At 51.3% G+C, this 18,986-nt stretch carries 21 protein-coding genes and 1 tRNA gene; 8 read left to right on the top strand and 14 right to left on the bottom strand.

The window, feature by feature from the left end; all coding sequences use genetic code 11:
* Window positions 1-7: 7 nt before the first annotated feature.
* Genes IAI47_RS14250 through tssB form a run of 9 tightly spaced genes read right to left on the bottom strand, consistent with a single transcriptional unit; the run spans window position 8 to window position 8,501 of the window.
* Window positions 8-307: a PAAR domain-containing protein gene (locus tag IAI47_RS14250; protein WP_181162220.1), complete on the bottom strand. Its 300-nt coding sequence runs from the start codon at window positions 305-307 to the stop codon at window positions 8-10.
* Entirely contained in the window at window positions 307-819 is a 513-nt protein-coding gene (locus IAI47_RS14255; RefSeq protein WP_008924971.1) for a hypothetical protein, read from the bottom strand. The genes IAI47_RS14250 and IAI47_RS14255 overlap by 1 nt, the downstream gene beginning before the upstream one ends.
* 11 nt (window positions 820-830) lie before the next feature.
* Window positions 831-2,819, bottom strand: a complete 1,989-nt coding sequence (locus IAI47_RS14260; protein ID WP_008924970.1) for a type VI secretion system Vgr family protein — start codon at window positions 2,817-2,819, stop codon at window positions 831-833.
* Between the two features lie 4 nt (window positions 2,820-2,823).
* Window positions 2,824-3,759 (bottom strand): type VI secretion system baseplate subunit TssG, encoded by a 936-nt coding sequence (tssG, locus tag IAI47_RS14265; RefSeq protein WP_008924969.1) that lies wholly within the window; start codon window positions 3,757-3,759, stop codon window positions 2,824-2,826.
* Window positions 3,750-5,552 carry a type VI secretion system baseplate subunit TssF gene (gene tssF, locus IAI47_RS14270; RefSeq protein ID WP_008924968.1) on the bottom strand — a complete coding sequence of 601 codons (1,803 nt, stop codon included), beginning with the start codon at window positions 5,550-5,552 and terminating at the stop codon, window positions 3,750-3,752. The genes tssG and tssF overlap by 10 nt, the downstream gene beginning before the upstream one ends.
* A gap of 14 nt (window positions 5,553-5,566) precedes the next feature.
* Window positions 5,567-5,974 carry a GPW/gp25 family protein gene (locus tag IAI47_RS14275; protein ID WP_003854098.1) on the bottom strand — a complete coding sequence of 136 codons (408 nt, stop codon included), beginning with the start codon at window positions 5,972-5,974 and terminating at the stop codon, window positions 5,567-5,569.
* 45 nt (window positions 5,975-6,019) lie between these two features.
* Complete coding sequence (locus IAI47_RS14280; protein WP_008924967.1) at window positions 6,020-6,514, bottom strand: type VI secretion system tube protein Hcp; 495 nt, start codon at window positions 6,512-6,514, stop codon at window positions 6,020-6,022.
* A 29-nt stretch (window positions 6,515-6,543) separates the two neighbouring features.
* Window positions 6,544-8,019 carry a type VI secretion system contractile sheath large subunit gene (tssC, locus tag IAI47_RS14285; protein ID WP_187961147.1) on the bottom strand — a complete coding sequence of 492 codons (1,476 nt, stop codon included), beginning with the start codon at window positions 8,017-8,019 and terminating at the stop codon, window positions 6,544-6,546.
* Window positions 8,016-8,501 (bottom strand): type VI secretion system contractile sheath small subunit, encoded by a 486-nt coding sequence (tssB, locus tag IAI47_RS14290; protein WP_003854105.1) that lies wholly within the window; start codon window positions 8,499-8,501, stop codon window positions 8,016-8,018. Before tssB ends, tssC begins: the two co-directional genes overlap by 4 nt.
* Before the next feature lie 374 nt (window positions 8,502-8,875).
* On the opposite strand from tssB, the gene IAI47_RS22195 reads away from it, so the two are divergent.
* The gene (locus IAI47_RS22195; RefSeq protein ID WP_220486796.1) at window positions 8,876-9,094 is read left to right on the top strand and encodes an IS1 family transposase; all 219 of its coding nucleotides are present in this window, start codon (window positions 8,876-8,878) and stop codon (window positions 9,092-9,094) included.
* 754 nt (window positions 9,095-9,848) lie between these two features.
* Entirely contained in the window at window positions 9,849-10,667 is an 819-nt protein-coding gene (locus IAI47_RS14300) for a DUF4225 domain-containing protein (RefSeq protein ID WP_008924966.1), read from the top strand.
* Here the strand turns inward: IAI47_RS14300 and IAI47_RS14305 are convergent.
* The 3 genes from IAI47_RS14305 to IAI47_RS14315 all read right to left on the bottom strand — a co-directional run bounded on the left by IAI47_RS14305 (window position 10,664) and on the right by IAI47_RS14315 (window position 12,014).
* Complete coding sequence (locus IAI47_RS14305; RefSeq protein WP_008924965.1) at window positions 10,664-10,987, bottom strand: hypothetical protein; 324 nt, start codon at window positions 10,985-10,987, stop codon at window positions 10,664-10,666. The genes IAI47_RS14300 and IAI47_RS14305 overlap by 4 nt on opposite strands.
* A 352-nt stretch (window positions 10,988-11,339) precedes the next feature.
* A tRNA-Arg gene (locus tag IAI47_RS14310) sits at window positions 11,340-11,416 on the bottom strand.
* Between the two features lie 94 nt (window positions 11,417-11,510).
* Window positions 11,511-12,014 carry a DUF1198 family protein gene (locus IAI47_RS14315; RefSeq protein WP_008924930.1) on the bottom strand — a complete coding sequence of 168 codons (504 nt, stop codon included), beginning with the start codon at window positions 12,012-12,014 and terminating at the stop codon, window positions 11,511-11,513.
* Window positions 12,015-12,186: 172 nt separating this feature from the next.
* Between IAI47_RS14315 and folD the strand changes: the two genes are divergently transcribed.
* Window positions 12,187-13,053, top strand: coding sequence for a bifunctional methylenetetrahydrofolate dehydrogenase/methenyltetrahydrofolate cyclohydrolase FolD (gene folD / locus IAI47_RS14320; RefSeq protein ID WP_003849457.1), 867 nt, complete (start codon window positions 12,187-12,189; stop codon window positions 13,051-13,053).
* A complete protein-coding gene (gene ybcJ / locus IAI47_RS14325; protein ID WP_003849455.1) occupies window positions 13,054-13,266 on the top strand; it encodes a ribosome-associated protein YbcJ in 213 nt (70 codons plus the stop codon). It begins immediately after the preceding gene.
* 27 nt (window positions 13,267-13,293) lie between these two features.
* Here ybcJ and IAI47_RS14330 read toward each other — a convergent pair whose 3' ends face one another.
* Window positions 13,294-14,400, bottom strand: a complete 1,107-nt coding sequence (locus IAI47_RS14330; protein WP_008924929.1) for an AAA family ATPase — start codon at window positions 14,398-14,400, stop codon at window positions 13,294-13,296.
* Between the two features lie 33 nt (window positions 14,401-14,433).
* Window positions 14,434-15,819 (bottom strand): cysteine--tRNA ligase, encoded by a 1,386-nt coding sequence (cysS, locus tag IAI47_RS14335; protein ID WP_008924928.1) that lies wholly within the window; start codon window positions 15,817-15,819, stop codon window positions 14,434-14,436.
* 212 nt (window positions 15,820-16,031) lie between these two features.
* On the opposite strand from cysS, the gene ppiB reads away from it, so the two are divergent.
* The 4 genes from ppiB (at window position 16,032) to purK (ending at window position 18,940) form a co-directional block, all read left to right on the top strand.
* Window positions 16,032-16,526, top strand: coding sequence for a peptidylprolyl isomerase B (gene ppiB, locus IAI47_RS14340; protein WP_003849447.1), 495 nt, complete (start codon window positions 16,032-16,034; stop codon window positions 16,524-16,526).
* Entirely contained in the window at window positions 16,526-17,242 is a 717-nt protein-coding gene (gene lpxH / locus IAI47_RS14345; RefSeq protein WP_003849446.1) for a UDP-2,3-diacylglucosamine diphosphatase, read from the top strand. The genes ppiB and lpxH overlap by 1 nt, the downstream gene beginning before the upstream one ends.
* A gap of 130 nt (window positions 17,243-17,372) precedes the next feature.
* A complete protein-coding gene (gene purE / locus IAI47_RS14350; RefSeq protein WP_003849444.1) occupies window positions 17,373-17,879 on the top strand; it encodes a 5-(carboxyamino)imidazole ribonucleotide mutase in 507 nt (168 codons plus the stop codon).
* On the top strand, window positions 17,876-18,940 hold the full coding sequence (gene purK / locus IAI47_RS14355; protein ID WP_008924927.1) for a 5-(carboxyamino)imidazole ribonucleotide synthase: 1,065 nt from the start codon (window positions 17,876-17,878) through the stop codon (window positions 18,938-18,940). The genes purE and purK overlap by 4 nt, the downstream gene beginning before the upstream one ends.
* Window positions 18,941-18,986: the final 46 nt, after the last annotated feature.

The following is an 18,986-nucleotide window of genomic DNA, read 5'->3' on the forward strand; positions in this document are numbered from 1 at the left end:
TGCCCTTTCATGAAATCAGCACTGTGACGCAACCTGCGACAACCGTTCCACCATGGGCACAGATGTCCCCCATACGCGCCGCTGGCTTACCACCAATGAATACGCAGGTACTTCCCGCCACTAAACTGTCTGGTGGCCCCACACAGATGGCAAGCGATCCCACTGTCGCTGCAGGCACGCCGCCTATCAGCACCGTGGGTGTACCGGGCGTTGATACCGCCCCTCCCACATGAGGAATTGGCGGCACTCCCGGAGTGACCATCGGGCAGATATGCATATCGCCGACTCGTGCTGCTGGCTGTCCCATCATTCGTTCTCCTGCACCGGAAGCCAAAGAGAATAGAGTTGCCGTGCTCCAAAATCCGGCGTATCGGGTCCGGCAAGCCTGATGCTCAGGAGTCGCAACACGGTACAGAGCATCAGGGGCGTAAGATGTTCGTCAGCATATACAGCTTCATATTCCGGCTGCGTCAGGCTTCCCGTCCAGAAAATCGCCAGGCCAAGAGCACCTGCAGGTGTGGAAAAACCCAGCGATTCAGCCTGATGAAAAATACGCCAGCGGTAGTTATCCTCGTAGGTTTTAAGCCAGTTACTGATATCGGCTTCAAATGCATGGGTGGATTCACCCGGCGGCAGCGTGCTGACTGAATGCGGTAGCAGCCAGGCAATTAATTTCTCAGCCGTACACGCGTTTACCCAGTACCCAAGCGCGTCTTCCCAGTGCAAAGCGGTCAGCAGGCTATGCATGTTTTCATGCCAGGACGCCGAATCCCGAATCTTCGCAACCCCTTCCGGGGATAAAATCTTAGACACAGTCATTTTTGTCATCCTCAGCCAATCATGACCACGCCACCTTTGACCTGGGTCATGCCGCTTCCTTTGATCGTGACCATTGCACCACCCAGTTCTGCCGTGGCTGTCCCTTCAATTTTGATGGTGGTGCCGCTCAGCGTTATTCCGGCCGGGGTAATGGAGATTTTGCTGCTGCCCACTTTCAGCTCAACCGCCTGGGTTGACTCGATAACACAGCGCTTATCTGCCTTTATTGTGCTGCCTCCCCCGGATATGCTGAGTGAATGGCTTCCGTCTTTCAGATTTTGCTGCAGGTGACCATTAATTTTCAGGCTGTAATTCCCCTGCTGCAGACCCAGCGCCATGTTTCCCTGTTGAAGGAGGGTGTTAAAATCTCCCTGTTCCAGGGTCAGGTTACAATTTCCCTGATGCAGAATGAGCGCATCGTTTCCTTTGGTGATTTCCGTGGAGCGATCAGAGCCGATGGTCTCTTTAACCGCAGAAGTAACGGCCGTCGTCAGATTATTTTTGACCACCACATCCATATCTTTTTGGGCGACGAGAGTTAGCTTTTCTTCTCCTTTTTTGTCGTCAAAACGGAGCTGATGCCCCTCTTCCACTGAACCATTGAGAGAACTTCTTGATACAAATCCCGCCTGTTCTTTCTCACCGGGCAGGTTAAGCAAAGGAAGGTTCCTGCCGTTGGAGACGGTGCCGGTAACAAGCGGATTGTCAGGATTGCCGAGCAGGAAACTAACCACCACCTCACTGCCGATGCGGGGGATGAACATGGCACCGAAGCGCGCGCCGCTCCAGGGCTGAGATACCCTGACCCAGCAGGAACTGCTGTCATCATTCTTATTTTCGCTGTCCCAGGGGAACTGTATTTTTATGCGGCCGTACTCATCCGTATGCACATCTTCAGAGGCAGGACCGACCACAGTCGCCGTAAGTACTCCGGGTATGTCAGGTACGGGCGTGACACACTCAGGCCGCCACACTCTGGCGGTATCAAAAACTGACGCGTTACACTTAAAATCGGGTAAACCATCATCCAGGTTGCTGACAGCCTGAAATGTCAGGGAATGCATAATATATTCGCCTGCCTGATCAGGCAGCGACGTGAGACAGAACGTCTCGCCGCAACTTAGCCACCATGCCTGAATGCGGGCATGCGCATAGCGGGTCTGCGCTTCAAGCTGCTCCATTTTCAGCCGTGCAGCGCTTTGCAGCGTCTCCCGGTCACTCAGGTCATACGCATCAACGAAACTGATCCCCTGAGCACTGTATTCCAGGTTATTACACAGACATTCGCCCTCTGCGGTAGCCGCCTGTTCGAAACTGAACGCTTTATAATGAACAGAAGACACTGCCAGACTTACACGGGATGACCAGCTCGAAATGCCGCCATCCTCACCCTTTCCCGCTTCAGGCTGATAGGCCAGCTCAGGTGTTATTGCACGGTAGTGACCGGATGGATGATCGGCCAGGACAAGCGTATGTCGATCTTTGGTCTGGCAGAAGAAATAGTAAATTCCTTCCTGCTCAAGAAGTCGGCTGATAAAATCAAAGTCCGATTCACGGTATTGAATACAGTATTCATGCGGTGCATAACTGCCATGTAACCGCAGGTCAATATCGGTGATGTTATTCCCGCGTAACAAACGACACACCAGGTCGGGTACCGTTATATTCTGATATACGGACAGATTACGGCCCATTTTCAGCAGAGCCAGGCGAGGCTGTAACCGTGCGTGCCAGGTACAGATCCCCCTGTCATCGCTTTCTTCTTCCATTTCTGTTACGACCCCCTGCACATAACGCGAGCGCTGTCCTGAACCAACATGGCAGGCAAGTTCCTCACCCAGCAAACTCGCCGTTTCTGACGATGTCAGTGTTGAACGAAAGCGGATTGTGAAGTCGTACGGCGCAGACAACTGTTCTTTACCTTCCAGGGACAACAGAACCAGAGACGATGCAGACTGTCCGACAAAACGGATAAAGCGATTTTCCTGACCTGATAACATTTATTTATTCCTGTTCACGGCACACGGGTAAATAAACACGATGAAAACCTGGTCCGGGCTGCCCGAGACAAAGATCCACACCGAGACATCCCCCCGGGACGCCGTGGCGATCATGTTTTGTAATTATTTCGACCGAGAATGCCAGTCCGGGACCAACATATTCGCGAATGCGTTTTAACAGGTCGGCATAGAATTTTCCGCCAGGCAGATATTGTGGCGCATGACTTAATGGCAACGGGCCCAATTCCACTGTAAAGCCGGAAGCCCTGTCTCTGCGCATCTGACCCAGCATAGGGGCCTGTCCCAGAGTCAGCCTGACATGACCAAGATGACAACACTGCTCAGAAGGAACCTTCAGCCATCCTCCGGTGAAAGAACGCACTCGGGCGGGAACGGAAAAAAGGTTTTCCAGCCATGTTTCAAGGTTCAGGGCTGACCGCACAGGGTGCATAAAAAGACCTGCGAAGGCTTCATTCTGAAGCGCAGGAGCAGACTGCATGACGCCAGCCAGCCCCAGCAACGCCTCGCTGAGAGGGCGTTGACTGTTCAACTCATACGAGGCGTAATAGTGATATTTAAGCCAGGCCAGATAACGCAGGGCATGCAATCTGTTATTAAAGATATCAATAAATGCTTTCGCCGTTTTATCACCGTATCGGTAATAGCGCTCCAGCATCCATTCTGTATACGTCGTGGGTAGTGCTCCCAGAGCACCCGTCATTCCATACATCAGAACCTCAACCTGCCATACTCCCTCTTCCGTTCTGATAATTTGACCCACTTCGCCTGCTGGAGCGTCAAGTGAAAGAGGCGATACAAAACTGATATCACTGGTCAGCGATTTTGTTCCGTTACTCTCAGGTCGTTCCTTCAGGCGCCGCAACATCAGGCGAACCTGCTGGAAAAAGTTATATCGGCTGAAAATCGTACTTAAATCCACGACAGCCTCCCGCTCCGCACAGGCCACACTCGCCGGCTTTCCTGATGAAATTCGATGCAGGTTACGACCTGTGAAAAGCTGTTTACTGGTGCATAAAGCGAAAGAAAGTGCTCAATAAAACGACAGAATAGAAAATACTCAGGTTCTTCTGCGGCGGAACTTTGGAAAGTCACACAGATCTCAACCCCACGCGCCATTGACAGGGGATCGTTGCTCACCAGACGAGCGGTCACAGGTGTTACAACGACATGTCTGATTAATCCGATCAGCTGCTGAATAGCGGGATTATCATTAATGTTATATAGCGCAAATGTTTCTTTAAGGACCTGAACCCCGTTATCGCCGCTGATGAGCATATGATTGAGGGATAAATGCGAGATGAGCCGCCAGCGTGAAGCCTGTTTTACCGGCTGAGAGACGGTTCGCGTGGGCCGCGTGAGTGCCGTAATGGTCACTCCCGCTACTGCCAGATCCGACTCGAAATCCCCTTCAGGATTACCATTGCGTATGCTGGAGGGTATATCCCGGTCATAGCAGGTCAGTTCTATATTAATCAAGTCATTCTTCGGCGTCAGAGGCTTTTCACCGCGGTCGGAAAAAGCAATAAACAGGCGGTTTGCAGGGCCACTTTCATCAACGGTTTCACGCTGCATACACTGCCAGTATGTCCCCTGCTCTCCCCCTGTAACGGAATGCGACAGACCAAACAGCGGCGCGATATCCCTTGTGCTGATTTCATTACCCGTTTTGTGCGTGGCACAAACGCTGTTCACTGACCATATTCCTATAGCATCACCATGACCGACATCGGGTCTCACAGGATATTCCGCAGTATCATCGTGCGGAACCAGAGGTTCAGCGCGCATTGGAAAAAGGTTTACTGCCGGCGTACAGTGCAGCCGGAAAAAATGTCGGTCAACCGAGCAAGCAATTTTATCCAGCATTGCAACCATCGCGCACTGGCGAAAACGCAGCCTGAACAACATGACCTCATTCGATGTCACAGTGAGTCCTGCGGGCAGGCTGAAATCAATAAAATGGAACTTCTGAGGGAAATAAAAATAATCCTGAAGCAGAGCATAGACCGGTGATATACGGGGATCGCATTCGAGAATACTCTCTGCACGGTTAAATCCCACGACCTGAATATCAGATTCAGAAAGTAAATAATGCTTTTCTCCGCAAACCAGTGAAAAGGCTTCAATCTCATCATTTATCAGTGTGTAAAGTATATTCACTGCCATACTGCTGCCATTAAGATAAAAGCGCAGTGAGGGTGAATTCAGGATTGCTCCCGGCCAGACCTGAAGCCGTAATTCCAGTTGCCAGCGCAGAGTGCTGTTATCAAACCTGAGACTTGTTTCCTCAAGCGTCATGGGCTCCATAATGACCGGGTAAAGCGTCCTGAAATGGCAGACATGCTCCTCTGATTGTCGGGTATAGAGCATTGTCCCGGCCTCAACCTCACAGCCAGTGGTCAGTCCGCTGATTCTTTTGTCAGGCTGCATCTGTACAATACATACCGACGGGTACGGCCGGAGAAACTGAGGAGCCAGAACGGTCAGCAGAGCTTCGGTTACTTCAGGCATATCCTCATCCAGACGCTGCTGAATTTGCGCAGTAACAAGTGCAAAAGACTCGATGATCCGCTCAACGTGCGGATCCTCGGACAGTCCATCTGACATGCCAAGACGTCGGGCAACCTTCGGAAAATGACGGGAAAACCGTTTTCCGTATTTTCTGAGATAGCTCAACTCATTCTGATAATAAGAAAGCAACTTCTTTGACAGCATGTCAGAAACCACTGTTAACGTAATGAGAAATGGCTGAGGACGTCATCCCATTCCAGATAAAAACGGATGGGAGCATTATTTTTTTCAGCCTCAATAATAAAGGAACTGCATCCATAACTTTCGTTTCCGGCGGACACCATGACGTCTTTTAAACGCGGTTCGAAAAGCTGAAGCGCACGTAAAATGCGGGATTCAAGAATAATATTTCTATCACTTCTGGATATCCCTCCCGGAAACACATCGCTGATACCGTAGTTAATGACCGACTGACATATTTCAGGCATGTCTGAAACGTGGTAGTGCCGAGGCCTGGATGAGAGCAGCATCAATAGCTCCGCTGCGAGCACCCCGTCATCCGAAATAATTTCCGGGATTTCATCCTGGGCGACAGGATTATCATCAGACAGCAGCTGTAAAAGCATAATGTTCCCATAAGCAGCACGCTATAAAGCGCGCTGCCGCTTAACTTAAAGTTTGGTATTAGTGACTTGATTCCAGCCAACAGGACCCTGTTTACTGGTTGAACCTTCAGACGTAATCATACTGGTCTGGAACTTAACCGAGCCAAATACCATGGCAAGCTGCTCATCAGGTATACCGTTTGAATTATGCAGGCTGATGTTATGGCTGGTAAAAATGCAATTCTCAAATTCCCAGCGGCAAATTTCATTATCTTTATTGTCAGTTTTGACGTTCAGCGCAATAATCACTTTTTTAACGTTGGTTCCCTGCGCAACCATATCAACCAGTTGGGTTGATGTGGCATCCAGCGCCTTCGCAATAGAAATATCTTCAAAATGCACGCCGCTGCTATTCAGTTGCCCACTGCCATTATCAATACTGGCCTGGCTATGCACGCCCATTGATGCATGACCGATAGCAATCCACTGTTTATACTGTTTATCAGTTACAATTCCTTTTACACCGTCGATTTGCATAAATAGATTACTTGCACTGGACATATCTTCTCCTGGTTATAATACGTTTTTTATCAGCCTGCCGATGCAGGTAATTCAGCCACAAGCCGAAGCGACATCGTCAGTCCCTCAAGCTGGAAGTGAGGCCTCAGATAGGCCACGGCACGATAGCTTCCGGGACATCCCGGGACATCCACTACCTCAATCCGGGCTTCGCGCAGCGGATGGCTGGCCTTAATATGCAGGCCGACATTGTCAGAGCCCACCACATATTGATTAATCCAGTTTTGCAGGAAGTTCTGACATTCTGTTCTGGACATAAAACTGCCGACTTTATCCCGCACAATCGATTTAAGGTAATGAGCAAACCTTGATGTGGTCATAATGTACTGCAGCTGGTTTGATAACCGCGCATTCGCGTTTGCAAGGTTGGAGTCATATTTCCGCGGTTTATTTGCCGACTGCACAGCGAAAAAGGCGGCATAATCCGTTCCTTTGCAGTACACCAGAGGAATGAACCCGAGGTCTGCTAACTCTTTTTCACGGCGGTCGGAGATAGCCACTTCCGTTGGACACTGCAATACCTTCTCGCCGGTATGCGAAATGTAGTTATACACCGGCATCGACTTCACCAGACCACCACCTTCAACACCGCGAATAGCCGCACACCATCCATGATCTTCAAAAGCAGAAATCATTCGGCCGGCCAGTTCATAGGCGGCATTGATCCACAGATAGCTGGCTCCCTCACGGCTCTCGTCGATTTTCTCTTCGAAATTGAACATCTCTACTGGTGTTGTTTTGGCACCATAAGGCAGGCGACCTATAACCCGGGGAAGTGTGAGTCCAACGTAGCGGGCGTCGTCGCTCTGTCGGAAAGAACGCCAGCGGATATAGTCTGACGTGTCAAAAAGCTTGCCGAGATCCCGGGGACGCGGCATCTCCTGAAAGTTATTCATACCAAACATGCCGGCATCCGCTGCCGTGAGTAAAGGGGCATGAGCCGCCGCCGCAACATGAGAAATCTGCTCCAGCAGATATAAATCTTCCGGCATGGCGTCGAATTCAAAATCGCCCACAAATGCGGAGTACGGCTCTCCACCAAAAGTGCCGTATTCGCTCTCATAGACGCTTTTGAACAGGACTGACTGGTCAAAATCAGAGGCAGATTTAAAATCGCGGATCAGCTCTTTTTTGGTACAATTCAACACCCGGACTTTCGTGTTTTCCGTAACGCTGCTCTGAACCAGCTTCTGCAGACCCCGCCACGAAGATTCCATTTTCTGAAACGCTGGCGCCTGCATGATTTTGCTGATCTGCGCCGAAAGAAGGGCATCAATGACTGTGATGCGCTCCTCAATGCTACCCACCAGGTCATTACTTACAACAACAGCGCCTGTTGCCACCTCACTGAGGAAACTGTCAAGCTGAGACCTCAGCTTGCTGCGATCAGACTCACGCCTGATAGCCTGGGTATTGTCAATTATCTGATCAAGGTAATCGGCACTGACCGCCTCTGTGACTGCAGCCTGCATTTCCTCAGCACTCATTCTGCCTCTTCTCCCACATTATCAACTTTCGTTTCTGAAGGCTGATTGGCCAGCAGTTCCGCCAGTTGTTCTTTCAGGCGATCATTACTGGCTGTACGGTTGCGTAAATCACTCAGTTGCTCCCGCAGCTCAAGTAGTTTTTTCAGAGGCTCCACCTGTAGAGCTATATTTTCAGGAGCGAAATCCTCAATAGAATTGAAACGCAGTGCGACCGACAGCTTTCCATCGTCATTATTCAGTTCATTATCAACCAGCATTTCGATTTCAGGCTTCATGCCCTGCATCACTTCATTAAAATTGTCTTTATCAATCTGAACAAAGCGTCGCTCACGAAGGGGCTTTTTTTCATCCGAAAATTCGCCCATCACACCAATAACCAGTGGCAACTCTTTCTGGGTTTCCGCGCCACCAACTTCAACGTCATAGGTAATATGCACGCGTGGCGGCCGGGCCTTGCCCAGTTTACTTTGGGTTTCTGACATGAATTAAACTCACAGACATTAAGATCTCAAGAGAAAATTAGATTTTTAATATTTAAAAAATCCGCTCAGTTCACCAGCAAAATCGGTAGCAAGCTAAAAACAGCCCCATAGAAAAGACAATGGAATTTGGTGACATCTCAAATAAGTTGAATTCGGCGTATTAACCTCGCTTTTGAATTTTACCCACGCTCAGTGTTGACGTTCATAATCCTCGCTGTCACTTTGCTCTGGTTTATTAACATGATCAGATTCCTGAAGAGGACATTTGGTTCCACTGCAGTGGGTGTCCCAGCATGTATTAGTTCTCTGACATTTATCATGCCCGCAAGCCAGAGGATAAAATTAAACAGATAACTTTAATAGCTCACTTCGCCCTGAAAAAGCATGTTAACGTCAAAACCTTCACCTATCGTATTAAGCGAAGCAATTTCACACTGCGAGCAAGAATAAAAGGAATAATTAAAAAAATCACCTGCTTATTACCTTCCTTTAAACGCCCTAATAAAAAACCAGCCATCCACCCAAAAAATCATTATTACCAGCCGGATCCATATTATGTAATTTCATTCATCATCTCGTTAATGCGAAACTAATGTAACTAAATTTTTTTCCTGACACCACCTTTAAGTTCAGGAACCTTAAACAAAGACACAATCAAAAATGAACCAACTTTAAATTAATGTTAAATAAAGGTTGGCGCATCACTCACTGAAGAACAGCTTTCGAGCATGTATAATCAGATTACACAGAAAAAATGACCAGCAACAAAGAATTGAAAATCATACAACATGAAAAGAATATGTTATTTTTACAGCCAGCTCCTGAATAAAAATGAACAAAATCACGTTAAAAAATATTCGTATATTTTAAAAAATAGTTTTAACCCCTGATTATAATAGCTTCTGCCTTATAAATTTATGCAGGCTACATATTGATGGTGTGTTGACCGAAATCCTGAGTACGGTTAGCAACTGATGAGACTTCCGGTATACAGCCTGTGGCAGAGCTCCCGGGCCAAAACACCGGCTTCTGTCTCGCGGAGAATACTGAAGATTGGTGTGCAGGAAAAATACTTCTTCAAAGGATCTTCTCCAGTGACTTATGAATACATCACTATTCATGGTCAGCAGGTCAGCAGGTCAGCAGGTCAGCAGGTCAGCAGGTCAGCAGGTCAGCAGGTCAGCAGGTCAGCAGGTCAGCAGGTCAGCAGGTCAGCAGGTCAATCATCGATAAATTGCTCAGCATTGCAAAACTTGCACACCTCAATTTGTGATCCCATACAACTCCAGCTATTTTAGGATCTGAAAATCACGTTTAGTGAGACCACGTTTTTACAGAGGTACTGTTATGGACAACTACTGGGACACAAAAAGACTCTCAAACTACTTTCTGACGATGGCAAATCTTGAAGCTAATCATTTAGTTAACATAGCTACTTCACTTTCTCAATTTCACCTCAAGGATGCTCTTGTAAAACTGAAATTCCAGGATGAGGTGCGCGAGTTCGCTCGTTTACAGATCCATACCATTCGTACTTCAAATTCTGACGATCAGTGTCAGGAGTGCATTCAGAATCTTAAGCAGGAAAGTCAGCATCTCAAGATTCAGGACAGAATGCTTAGGACCGGTGAAGCTGTCGTATCGTCTTCCGTGCAGTTTTATCATGACCATGAAAAGGTCATTGGATATGTCATCAATGGGATCGGCGTGGTGTTAAGTGGCTTGCAAATCGTGGCTGGTGTCGGTCTGATTGTAGGTTCTGTCACTACAGGTAATATTTTAGGTGTTGTAGCGGGTTCGACCCTGGTGATGAATGGAGTGGGATCAGGGATTGAGAGCATAGGAAAACTCAGCGGTGTGCCTCACCCATCGAACCCAATAAGAGATAAATATGAAGATGTTGCAGATTTTTTTGGTTTTGATAAGCGACTCGGCTTGTTAGCCTATCAGGTAGTTGATTTGACAACATCATACTATGGCATTTTCAAACTGACTTTAAAGCCAGAAGCATGGCGGCTATACAAATATCTGCCAACAGACTATTACCGCAAGGTTCAGGTTATGAGTAAACCAGCACTTGCCTTAAAAGGCGCTGGAGCAGCCTATAAGGGGGCTGGAGTAGGTTTGAACCTATACCAAATGCAAAATAGCCCTGCACAAAACTAACCTCTGGTTTTTCTGATAAACCTGTTAGCTTTCCAGGAGAGGTTCAGAGGAGTCACAAAATAGACCACAAGAAATGCAAACGTCAGAACAATAATATATGGAATGGCATTGGAAGCATCCGCATTGAAAATGCCATCCAGTCCAATCAGTAGCAAAATAACAAGAGCAATGACACCGCCCCAGAAGCGTTTACTCAAATCAATAACGAGGCTTTGTAGTGTATCTTTTTTTGATTCGTCTTTTTTAATGATGCTCTTGAGCTTACCGATATCTTTAGCAGAGAAGCCGTTATTATAGAGTTCTTGCTCAAATTCGTTCATCTGATTCATCCTGAATAACGTTGCGATACGTGCGAAATATAGCACAGTGAACGAGACACATGCTAACCAACCTGCTTACCTGGCCAGCACTGGTATCAACGTTTCCTCACCTCAGAAGGCTCTGCCTGAACATCATATCCATGCAATTGCGCATGATATTAAAATGCTATATGCAAAAAACAGCATGCACAATAAGCAGATCGTAAGCACAGAAAAATACTAACCTATCCAAACAGCCATGCGAGTAATGCGGGCAATTCGTTTTTTAAACATAAATAAGAGTAAAATGTTGAGGTATCAAACTGACAATAGAGAAAAAAGAGTCTCAGTATGCAAAAAATAGGAGAGAATTTGGTACGCCCTACAGGATTCGAACCTGTGACCTACGGCTTAGAAGGCCGGTGCTCTATCCAACTGAGCTAAGGGCGCATGGAGATGGCACGGATTATACGTCGGGAAGCGGGTACGTCAACGTTTTTGCCGTTTCCCCGCAGCGAAGTGCTGCGGGAATAACCAATTGGCGTCAGTGACGACTGCGCCATTCGCTGAGCGACACGAGTTTACTGCTACCGGTCAATTCTCCTTCCAGCTCAATCCCTTGTGATGTGAAGCGCGCGTTGTATTGCTCACGAAGTGCGTGCAGTTCCTGACTGTCCGGTTCCAGCTGGCGCAGAAAGCCCAGCGCGAGTAGCAGCTGCTGGCGGCTGATAAGCGGTGAAAAACCGGCGCGACTGAGAATCGTATGCCAGCGCTGGCTGTTCTCCTCGCTGCCATCAACAATCAACACCTGCCAGATCAGCAGTACCGCTGCGCCATTATGCAGATGCGTTTCATTATCGTGGCTGAGATAGTCGGTAAACTCTTTCGCGGCCTCTTTTCCCATCATAGAGATCATTGATTCCACCTGTACCGGTGGCAGCTGCAGTCGTTTGCTGAGCCGCTGGGCGGCGTGGCGTGAGCCCGCGGTGAGCAGCTGAAATCCAGCAACAAATACCACCGCCAGAGTCGCAAGCATTATCCAAATCATTACATCGTCCCCGGATTGTCCTGCAGATATCATACGCATGCAGGCTGGCATCGTCGCGACGAAAACATCGGAAAGCGCATACACGGCTGAAACTGTAACTGACAGCAGCCCACGCTTCTGACAAAATAGCGCCCTTCCCCGATTCAACACAACACAGTGGATTTCCTCTCTGATGGCAGCAAAAATTATTGACGGTAAAACGATTGCGCAGCAGGTGCGCGTTGAGGTTGCGGAAAAAGTGAAGCAGCGTCTGGCGGCCGGAAAACGTGCCCCAGGTCTGGCAGTGGTTCTGGTGGGTGAAAATCCGGCTTCGCAGATCTATGTGGCCAGCAAACGCCGCGCCTGTGAAGAGGTTGGTTTCCACTCCCGCTCTTACGATCTGCCTGCCACCACCCGCGAGGCTGAGCTGCTGGAGCTGATCGATAAGCTCAATCAGGATGATGAAATCGATGGCATTCTGGTACAGCTGCCGCTGCCAGCGGGCATCGATAACGTGAAAGTGCTGGAGCGGATTACGCCTGACAAAGATGTCGATGGGTTCCACCCTTATAACGTCGGCCGCCTGTGTCAGCGTGCACCAACCCTGCGTCCCTGCACGCCACGCGGTATCGTCACGCTGCTGGAGCGCTACAACATTGACACTTATGGCCTGAACGCTGTGGTGGTCGGGGCATCCAACATCGTTGGTCGTCCGATGAGCATGGAGCTCTTGCTCGCGGGCTGTACGACAACGGTTACCCATCGCTTTACCAAAGATCTGCGTCATCACATTGAGCACGCCGATCTGCTGGTCGTTGCTGTGGGCAAGCCAGGCTTTATTCCGGGCGACTGGATCAAACCCGGTGCCATAGTTATCGACGTGGGCATTAACCGTCTGGAGAGCGGCAAAGTCGTAGGCGACGTTGACTATGACAGCGCATCAGCGCGCGCATCTTACATTACTCCGGTGCCGGGCGGTGTGGGTCCAATGACAGTAGCAACATTGATTCAAAACACGCTGCAGGCGTGCGAAGAGTTTCATGATAAAGAGGTTTTTTAAATGACAAGTTTTTCACTGGGTAAATTCCCGCATGTCGATCTGTGTGACCTGTTAAAGCTGGAAGGCTGGGTTCAGAGCGGTGCACAGGCGAAAGTCGTGATTGCCGAGGGTGAAGTGAAGGTGAATGGCGCGGTTGAAACCCGTAAGCGCTGCAAGATCGTAGCCGGTCAGACCGTGGAATTTGCCGGTTTCCGCATCACTGTGGTCGAGTAATTCCGGAGCGTCCCTGCGGGGACGCTATTAGAGCGGTTCATCCTCCTTCACACGCGTCTCCCCTTCCCGTTGCTCCAGTGCAATATGATTCACCGCCGTATGCTGCGCAATCAGCGTTGCAAGTCGGGGTGAATGGCTGGTGATCCAGAGCTGACTGTACTCGCTGGCTTCGGCGATTAACCGCGCCAGCGCAGGCAACAAATCCTCATGCAGACTGTTTTCCGGTTCATTCAGTGCCATAAAGGCGGGTGGACGCGGGCTGAGCAGCGCCACAACCAGACAAAGAAACCGCAGCGTGCCATCAGAAAACTCCGCGCTCTCCAGCGGACGCAGAATGCCATGACGGGACATCAGCATCTGAAAACGGCCGTTCTGCACCTCGACGTCAAACTGGCAGTCGGGAAACGCCTGCGCCATAACCTCAAACAACAGTTCTGAATGACCACGCTCCACGATGGTCGCCCAGGCCGCCGCCAGATTGCGGCCATCGTGAGCGAGCACCGGCGCACGCACGCCAATCTGCGGCGCACGAATCGGTGAGCCGGGCCAGACCGCGAACTCGTGGTAGAAGCGCCACTGCTGCAGACGTTCACGCAGTTGCGAAAGCTCCGGATAAAGATGGGGTTCGCCAAGCTGACCAAACAGCGACTCCTCCGGATGCAATACTGCCGGATAGGCGACGCGCTCACCTTCAACGTTGTGCAGAAAGGCGGTCTGGTTTTCGCGCTGCATGATGCAGGCAGAAGGACGACGTCGCTGGCCGCTGAGCCAGAGCCGCTCCTGCTTCAACAGCGGATCCAGATTGAACAGGCTGGTCGACAGTGGCTCGGGAAAACCAATCTCCAGCTGGTAATCCATATCATCCATCACCACCGCCAGCTCCAGTCGCTTTGGATCGTGTCGGCGATCGCCCCGGCGTAAACCACCGGCCCACATCGCTTTCTGGATGCCGCCTTCTTCAGCCAGCGCCAGCGCCAGACGACCGCTGGCAGCCTCATGCAGCAACCGCACCGCTTTATAGAGGTTGGATTTACCGCAGCCGTTGGGACCGCTCACCACATTCAGCTGCTGAAGCGATAGCGTCAGGTTGCGTATTGAGCGGAAGCCGCGGATCTGAATCTGTTCAATCGCCATAATAAAAAAGGGCGATTGCTCGCCCTCTCCGGTTTATTTTCGACGCCAGCTGGACCCTTGTGGCCCATCTTCGACGATGACACCCAGCGCGTTAAGTTTGTCACGCGCGATATCTGCTTCTGCCCAGGCTTTGGCAGCGCGTGCATCGGCACGAGCCTTCACCCAATGCTCAATCTCGGCAACTTCTTCGTCATTCACCTGCGCGCCGCTTTGCAGGAACAGCTCAGGATCCTGCTGCAGGATACCCAGCACGTTAGCCATTTCGCGCAGTTTAGACGCCAGCGCATGTGCTGAAGCACCATCTTCACTTTTCAGACGGTTGACTTCACGCGCCATGTCGAACAGCACCGAGTAGGCTTCCGGGGTGTTGAAATCATCATCCATCGCGCTGCGGAAACGCGCTTCAAACGCGTCGCCGCCGCTTGCAGGCACGCTGCTGTCGGTGTGGCGCAGCGCCGTGTAGAGACGCTCCAGCGCCGCACGCGCCTGATTCAGGTTATCTTCGCCGTAATTAAGCTGGCTGCGATAGTGACCGGACATCAGGAAGTAACGCACTGTTTCCGCATCATAATGTTGCAGCACGTCACGCACGGTAAAGAAGTTGCCGAGTGATTTGGACATCTTCTCGCGGTCAACCATCACCATGCCGGAGTGCATCCAGTAATTGACGTAAGGGCCGTCATGGGCGCAGCTCGACTGAGCGATTTCGTTTTCATGGTGCGGGAACATCAGGTCTGAACCGCCGCCGTGGATATCAAAATGCGTACCCAGCTGTTTGCAGTTCATCGCAGAACACTCAATGTGCCAGCCAGGACGCCCGTTGCCCCACGGCGATGACCAGGCTGGCTCATCCGCTTTGGACATTTTCCACAACACGAAATCCATCGGGTTGCGCTTCACATCGGCCACTTCAACGCGTGCGCCCGCCTGCAGTTGCTCCAGATCCTGACGCGACAGCGCGCCGTAATCGGTGTCGCTGAGCACATCGAACATCACGTCGCCATTGTCCGCTACATAGGCGTGACCGCGAGCAATCAGCTTTTCCACCAGCTCGATAATCTCAGCGATGTGACGGGTCGCGCGCGGCTCCTCATCGGGCGGCAGGATCCCCAGCGCAGCGAAGTCATTGTGCATCTCGCCGATCATGCGATTGGTCAGGGTTTCGATACTCTCGCCGTTTTCGTTGGCGCGTTTGATGATTTTGTCATCAATGTCAGTGATGTTACGGACATAATTAAGCTGATAACCGAGGTAACGCAGGTAGCGCGCCACGACGTCAAATGCCACGAACGTCCGCCCATGACCAATGTGACAGAGGTCATACACCGTGATGCCGCAAACATACATCCCGATTTTACCGGCATGAATGGGTTTGAATTCCTCTTTCTGTCGACTCAGGGTGTTATAAATCTTAAGCATTGAACGGTTCCGTTTTCGCGTGTGGTTGGCACTTTTAAGTATCCAGACATTGTGCCGTATTTTTATCGCTCGCGCGACGCAAAGCAAGCCAACTGCGCCGTGCTGCTGACGCGTCATTGGAAATTATGATATAAGAACGGTCGACAAAAAGGGGTACGCCAATCGACACCGCGACCTCAGCAACTGATGACAACCTTTACAGGACGACAAAAATGGTAACTTTCCAGACGAACCATGGCGATATCGTAATCAAAACTTTCGATGATAAAGCGCCGGCAACCGTACAGAACTTCCTGGATTACTGCCGTGAAGGTTTTTACGACAACACCATTTTCCACCGCGTAATCAACGGCTTTATGATTCAGGGCGGCGGCTTCGAGCCGGGCATGAAGCAGAAAGAAACCAAAGCCGAAATTCAGAATGAAGCGAACAACGGTCTGAAAAACACCAAAGGTACGCTGGCAATGGCACGTACTTCTGCGCCGCACTCTGCCACCGCACAGTTCTTCATCAACGTAGCTGACAACGACTTCCTGAACTTCCGTGACGAAAGCGTTCAGGGCTGGGGCTACTGCGTGTTCGCTGAAGTGGTTGAAGGCATGGATGTGGTCGAGAAAATCAAAGCAGTCTCTACTGGCCGCAGCGGCATGCATCAGGATGTGCCAAAAGATGACGTCGTTATCCAGAAAGTGACCGTCAGCGAGTAATGTCGCGCACGCTGTTTATCGCAGATCTCCATCTGTGTCAGGAAGAACCGGCGATTACCGCCGGTTTTCTGCATTTTTTACAGCGCGAAGCGCCCCACTGCGACGCGCTCTATATTCTCGGCGATCTGTTCGAAGCCTGGATTGGTGACGACGATCCCAATCCTCTGCATCAGCAGATTGCCCGCGCCCTGCGCGCCCTCCCGGTTCCGGTCTTCTTCATCCATGGCAATCGGGATTTCCTGATTGGCCGACGCTTTGCGCGCGCAAGCGGCATGACGCTGCTGCCGGAAGAGCAGGTACTGACGCTCTACGGCCATCGGCTGCTCATCATGCACGGTGATACGCTCTGCACCGACGATGCGGGTTATCTGCGCTTTCGTGCCAAAGTGCACAATCCGTGGATCCAGCGACTGTTCCTGGCGCTGCCGTTGAGGATCCGCAAACGCATTGCGGCCCGGATGCGCGCCGACAGTAAACAGGCAAACCAGCACAAATCCCAGACCATCATGGATGTAAACCAGGAGGCAGTCACTGCCGCTATGCTGCGCCAGCAGGTGCCGCTGTTGATCCACGGTCATACCCATCGCCCCGCCATTCATACGCTGAACCTGCAGGGTGAAACGGCGGAACGCGCGGTGCTGGGTGCCTGGCACAGCCGGGGTTCCATGATTCAGCTCGACGCCAGCGGCATTCAGCTCATCGATTTCGACTTCTAATCTGCGGTTAATTCGCGGACGTTAGCGGGACGCAACCGTTTTCCTTGCGTGCTTCTCATGCTATTCTCGGTGCCCTTCAAAACCTGTCCGCCCGGCCAGGTCTGTTTGTCTATTCACAGGAGTTGACCGCATGTCATCCAACGCCCCGGCCCGCATCGCCATTGTTATGGGTTCCAGAAGTGACTGGGCCACCATGCAGTTCGCCGCTGAGATCCTCACCAGCCTGGACGTCCCTTTTCATGTTGAAGTAGTCTCTGCGCACCGTACCCCGGATAAACTGTTCAGCTTTGCCGAAACGGCAGCCGATAACGGTTTTCAGGTGATTATTGCTGGCGCAGGTGGCGCAGCACATCTGCCAGGTATGCTGGCGGCAAAAACTCTGGTGCCAGTGCTGGGTGTACCGGTGCAGAGCGCTGCACTAAGCGGCGTGGATAGCCTCTATTCAATTGTGCAGATGCCGCGCGGCATTCCGGTCGGAACGCTGGCGATTGGCAAAGCAGGCGCAGCCAATGCCGCGCTGCTGGCCGCACAGATTCTGGCACTGCATGACAGTGGGCTGGCGTCACGCCTGACGACCTGGCGTCAGAGTCAGACCGATGAGGTGCTGAACCATCCTGATCCGCGGGTGGATGCATGAAGCCGGTTTGCGTACTGGGCAACGGCCAGCTGGGTCGTATGCTGCGTCAGGCAGGTGAACCGTTGGGGATCGCGGTCTATCCGGTGGGTCTGGAGGCGGATCCTGCTTCCCTGCCCATCGCTGACAGTGTGATCACCGCCGAAATCGAACGCTGGCCGGAGACCGCGCTGACGCGCGAACTGGCGAGCCATCCGGCCTTTGTTAACCGTGATATTTTTCCGCGTCTGGCCGATCGTCTGACGCAGAAACAGCTGCTGGACCAGCTGGGGCTTGCCACCGCGCCATGGCAGTTGCTGGCCGATAAAAGCGAATGGCCGGCAGTGTTTGACTCGCTGGGCGAACTGGCCATCGTGAAAAGCCGCACCGGCGGTTACGACGGGCGAGGTCAGTGGCGTCTGCGTGCTGATGAGACGCATCAGCTACCCGAAGCGTGTTACGGCGAATGTATCGTTGAGCAGGGCATCAACTTTTCCGGTGAAGTCTCACTGGTGGGCGCACGCGGTCACGATGGCACCGTTGTATTCTATCCGCTGACGCATAACCTGCATCAGGATGGCATTCTGCGCACCAGTGTAGCGTTTCCGCAGGCAGACCAGGCTCAGCAGCAGCAGGCTGAATCGATGCTCAGCGCCATTATGCAGGCACTGAATTACGTTGGCGTAATGGCAATGGAGTGTTTCGTTACGCCTGATGGGCTGCTGATTAATGAGCTGGCGCCCCGCGTGCACAACAGTGGTCACTGGACGCAGAACGGTGCGTCGATCAGCCAGTTTGAGCTGCATCTGCGCGCCATTCTTGGTCTGGCATTGCCACAGCCAATGGTATTTGCGCCGTCGGTAATGGTTAATCTGATCGGCACCGATGTGAATCTCAGCTGGCTGCAGCAGCCGCTGGTGCATCTGCACTGGTACGACAAAGAGGTGCGACCGGGCCGTAAAGTGGGTCATCTGAATCTGACCGACAGCGATGCCGGGCGGCTCAAAACAGCACTCAATGCGCTGGTGCCCCTGCTCCCGGAAGAGTACGCCAGCGGCATCGCCTGGGCCGTTGAAAAGCTGTAGTTTCCCGTTACCCGCTTGCGGGTTCTTGGGGCGTTCCGGATAAAGG

This window comes from Pantoea sp. MT58 (assembly GCF_014495885.1).
Lineage (GTDB): Bacteria > Pseudomonadota > Gammaproteobacteria > Enterobacterales > Enterobacteriaceae > Pantoea > Pantoea eucalypti.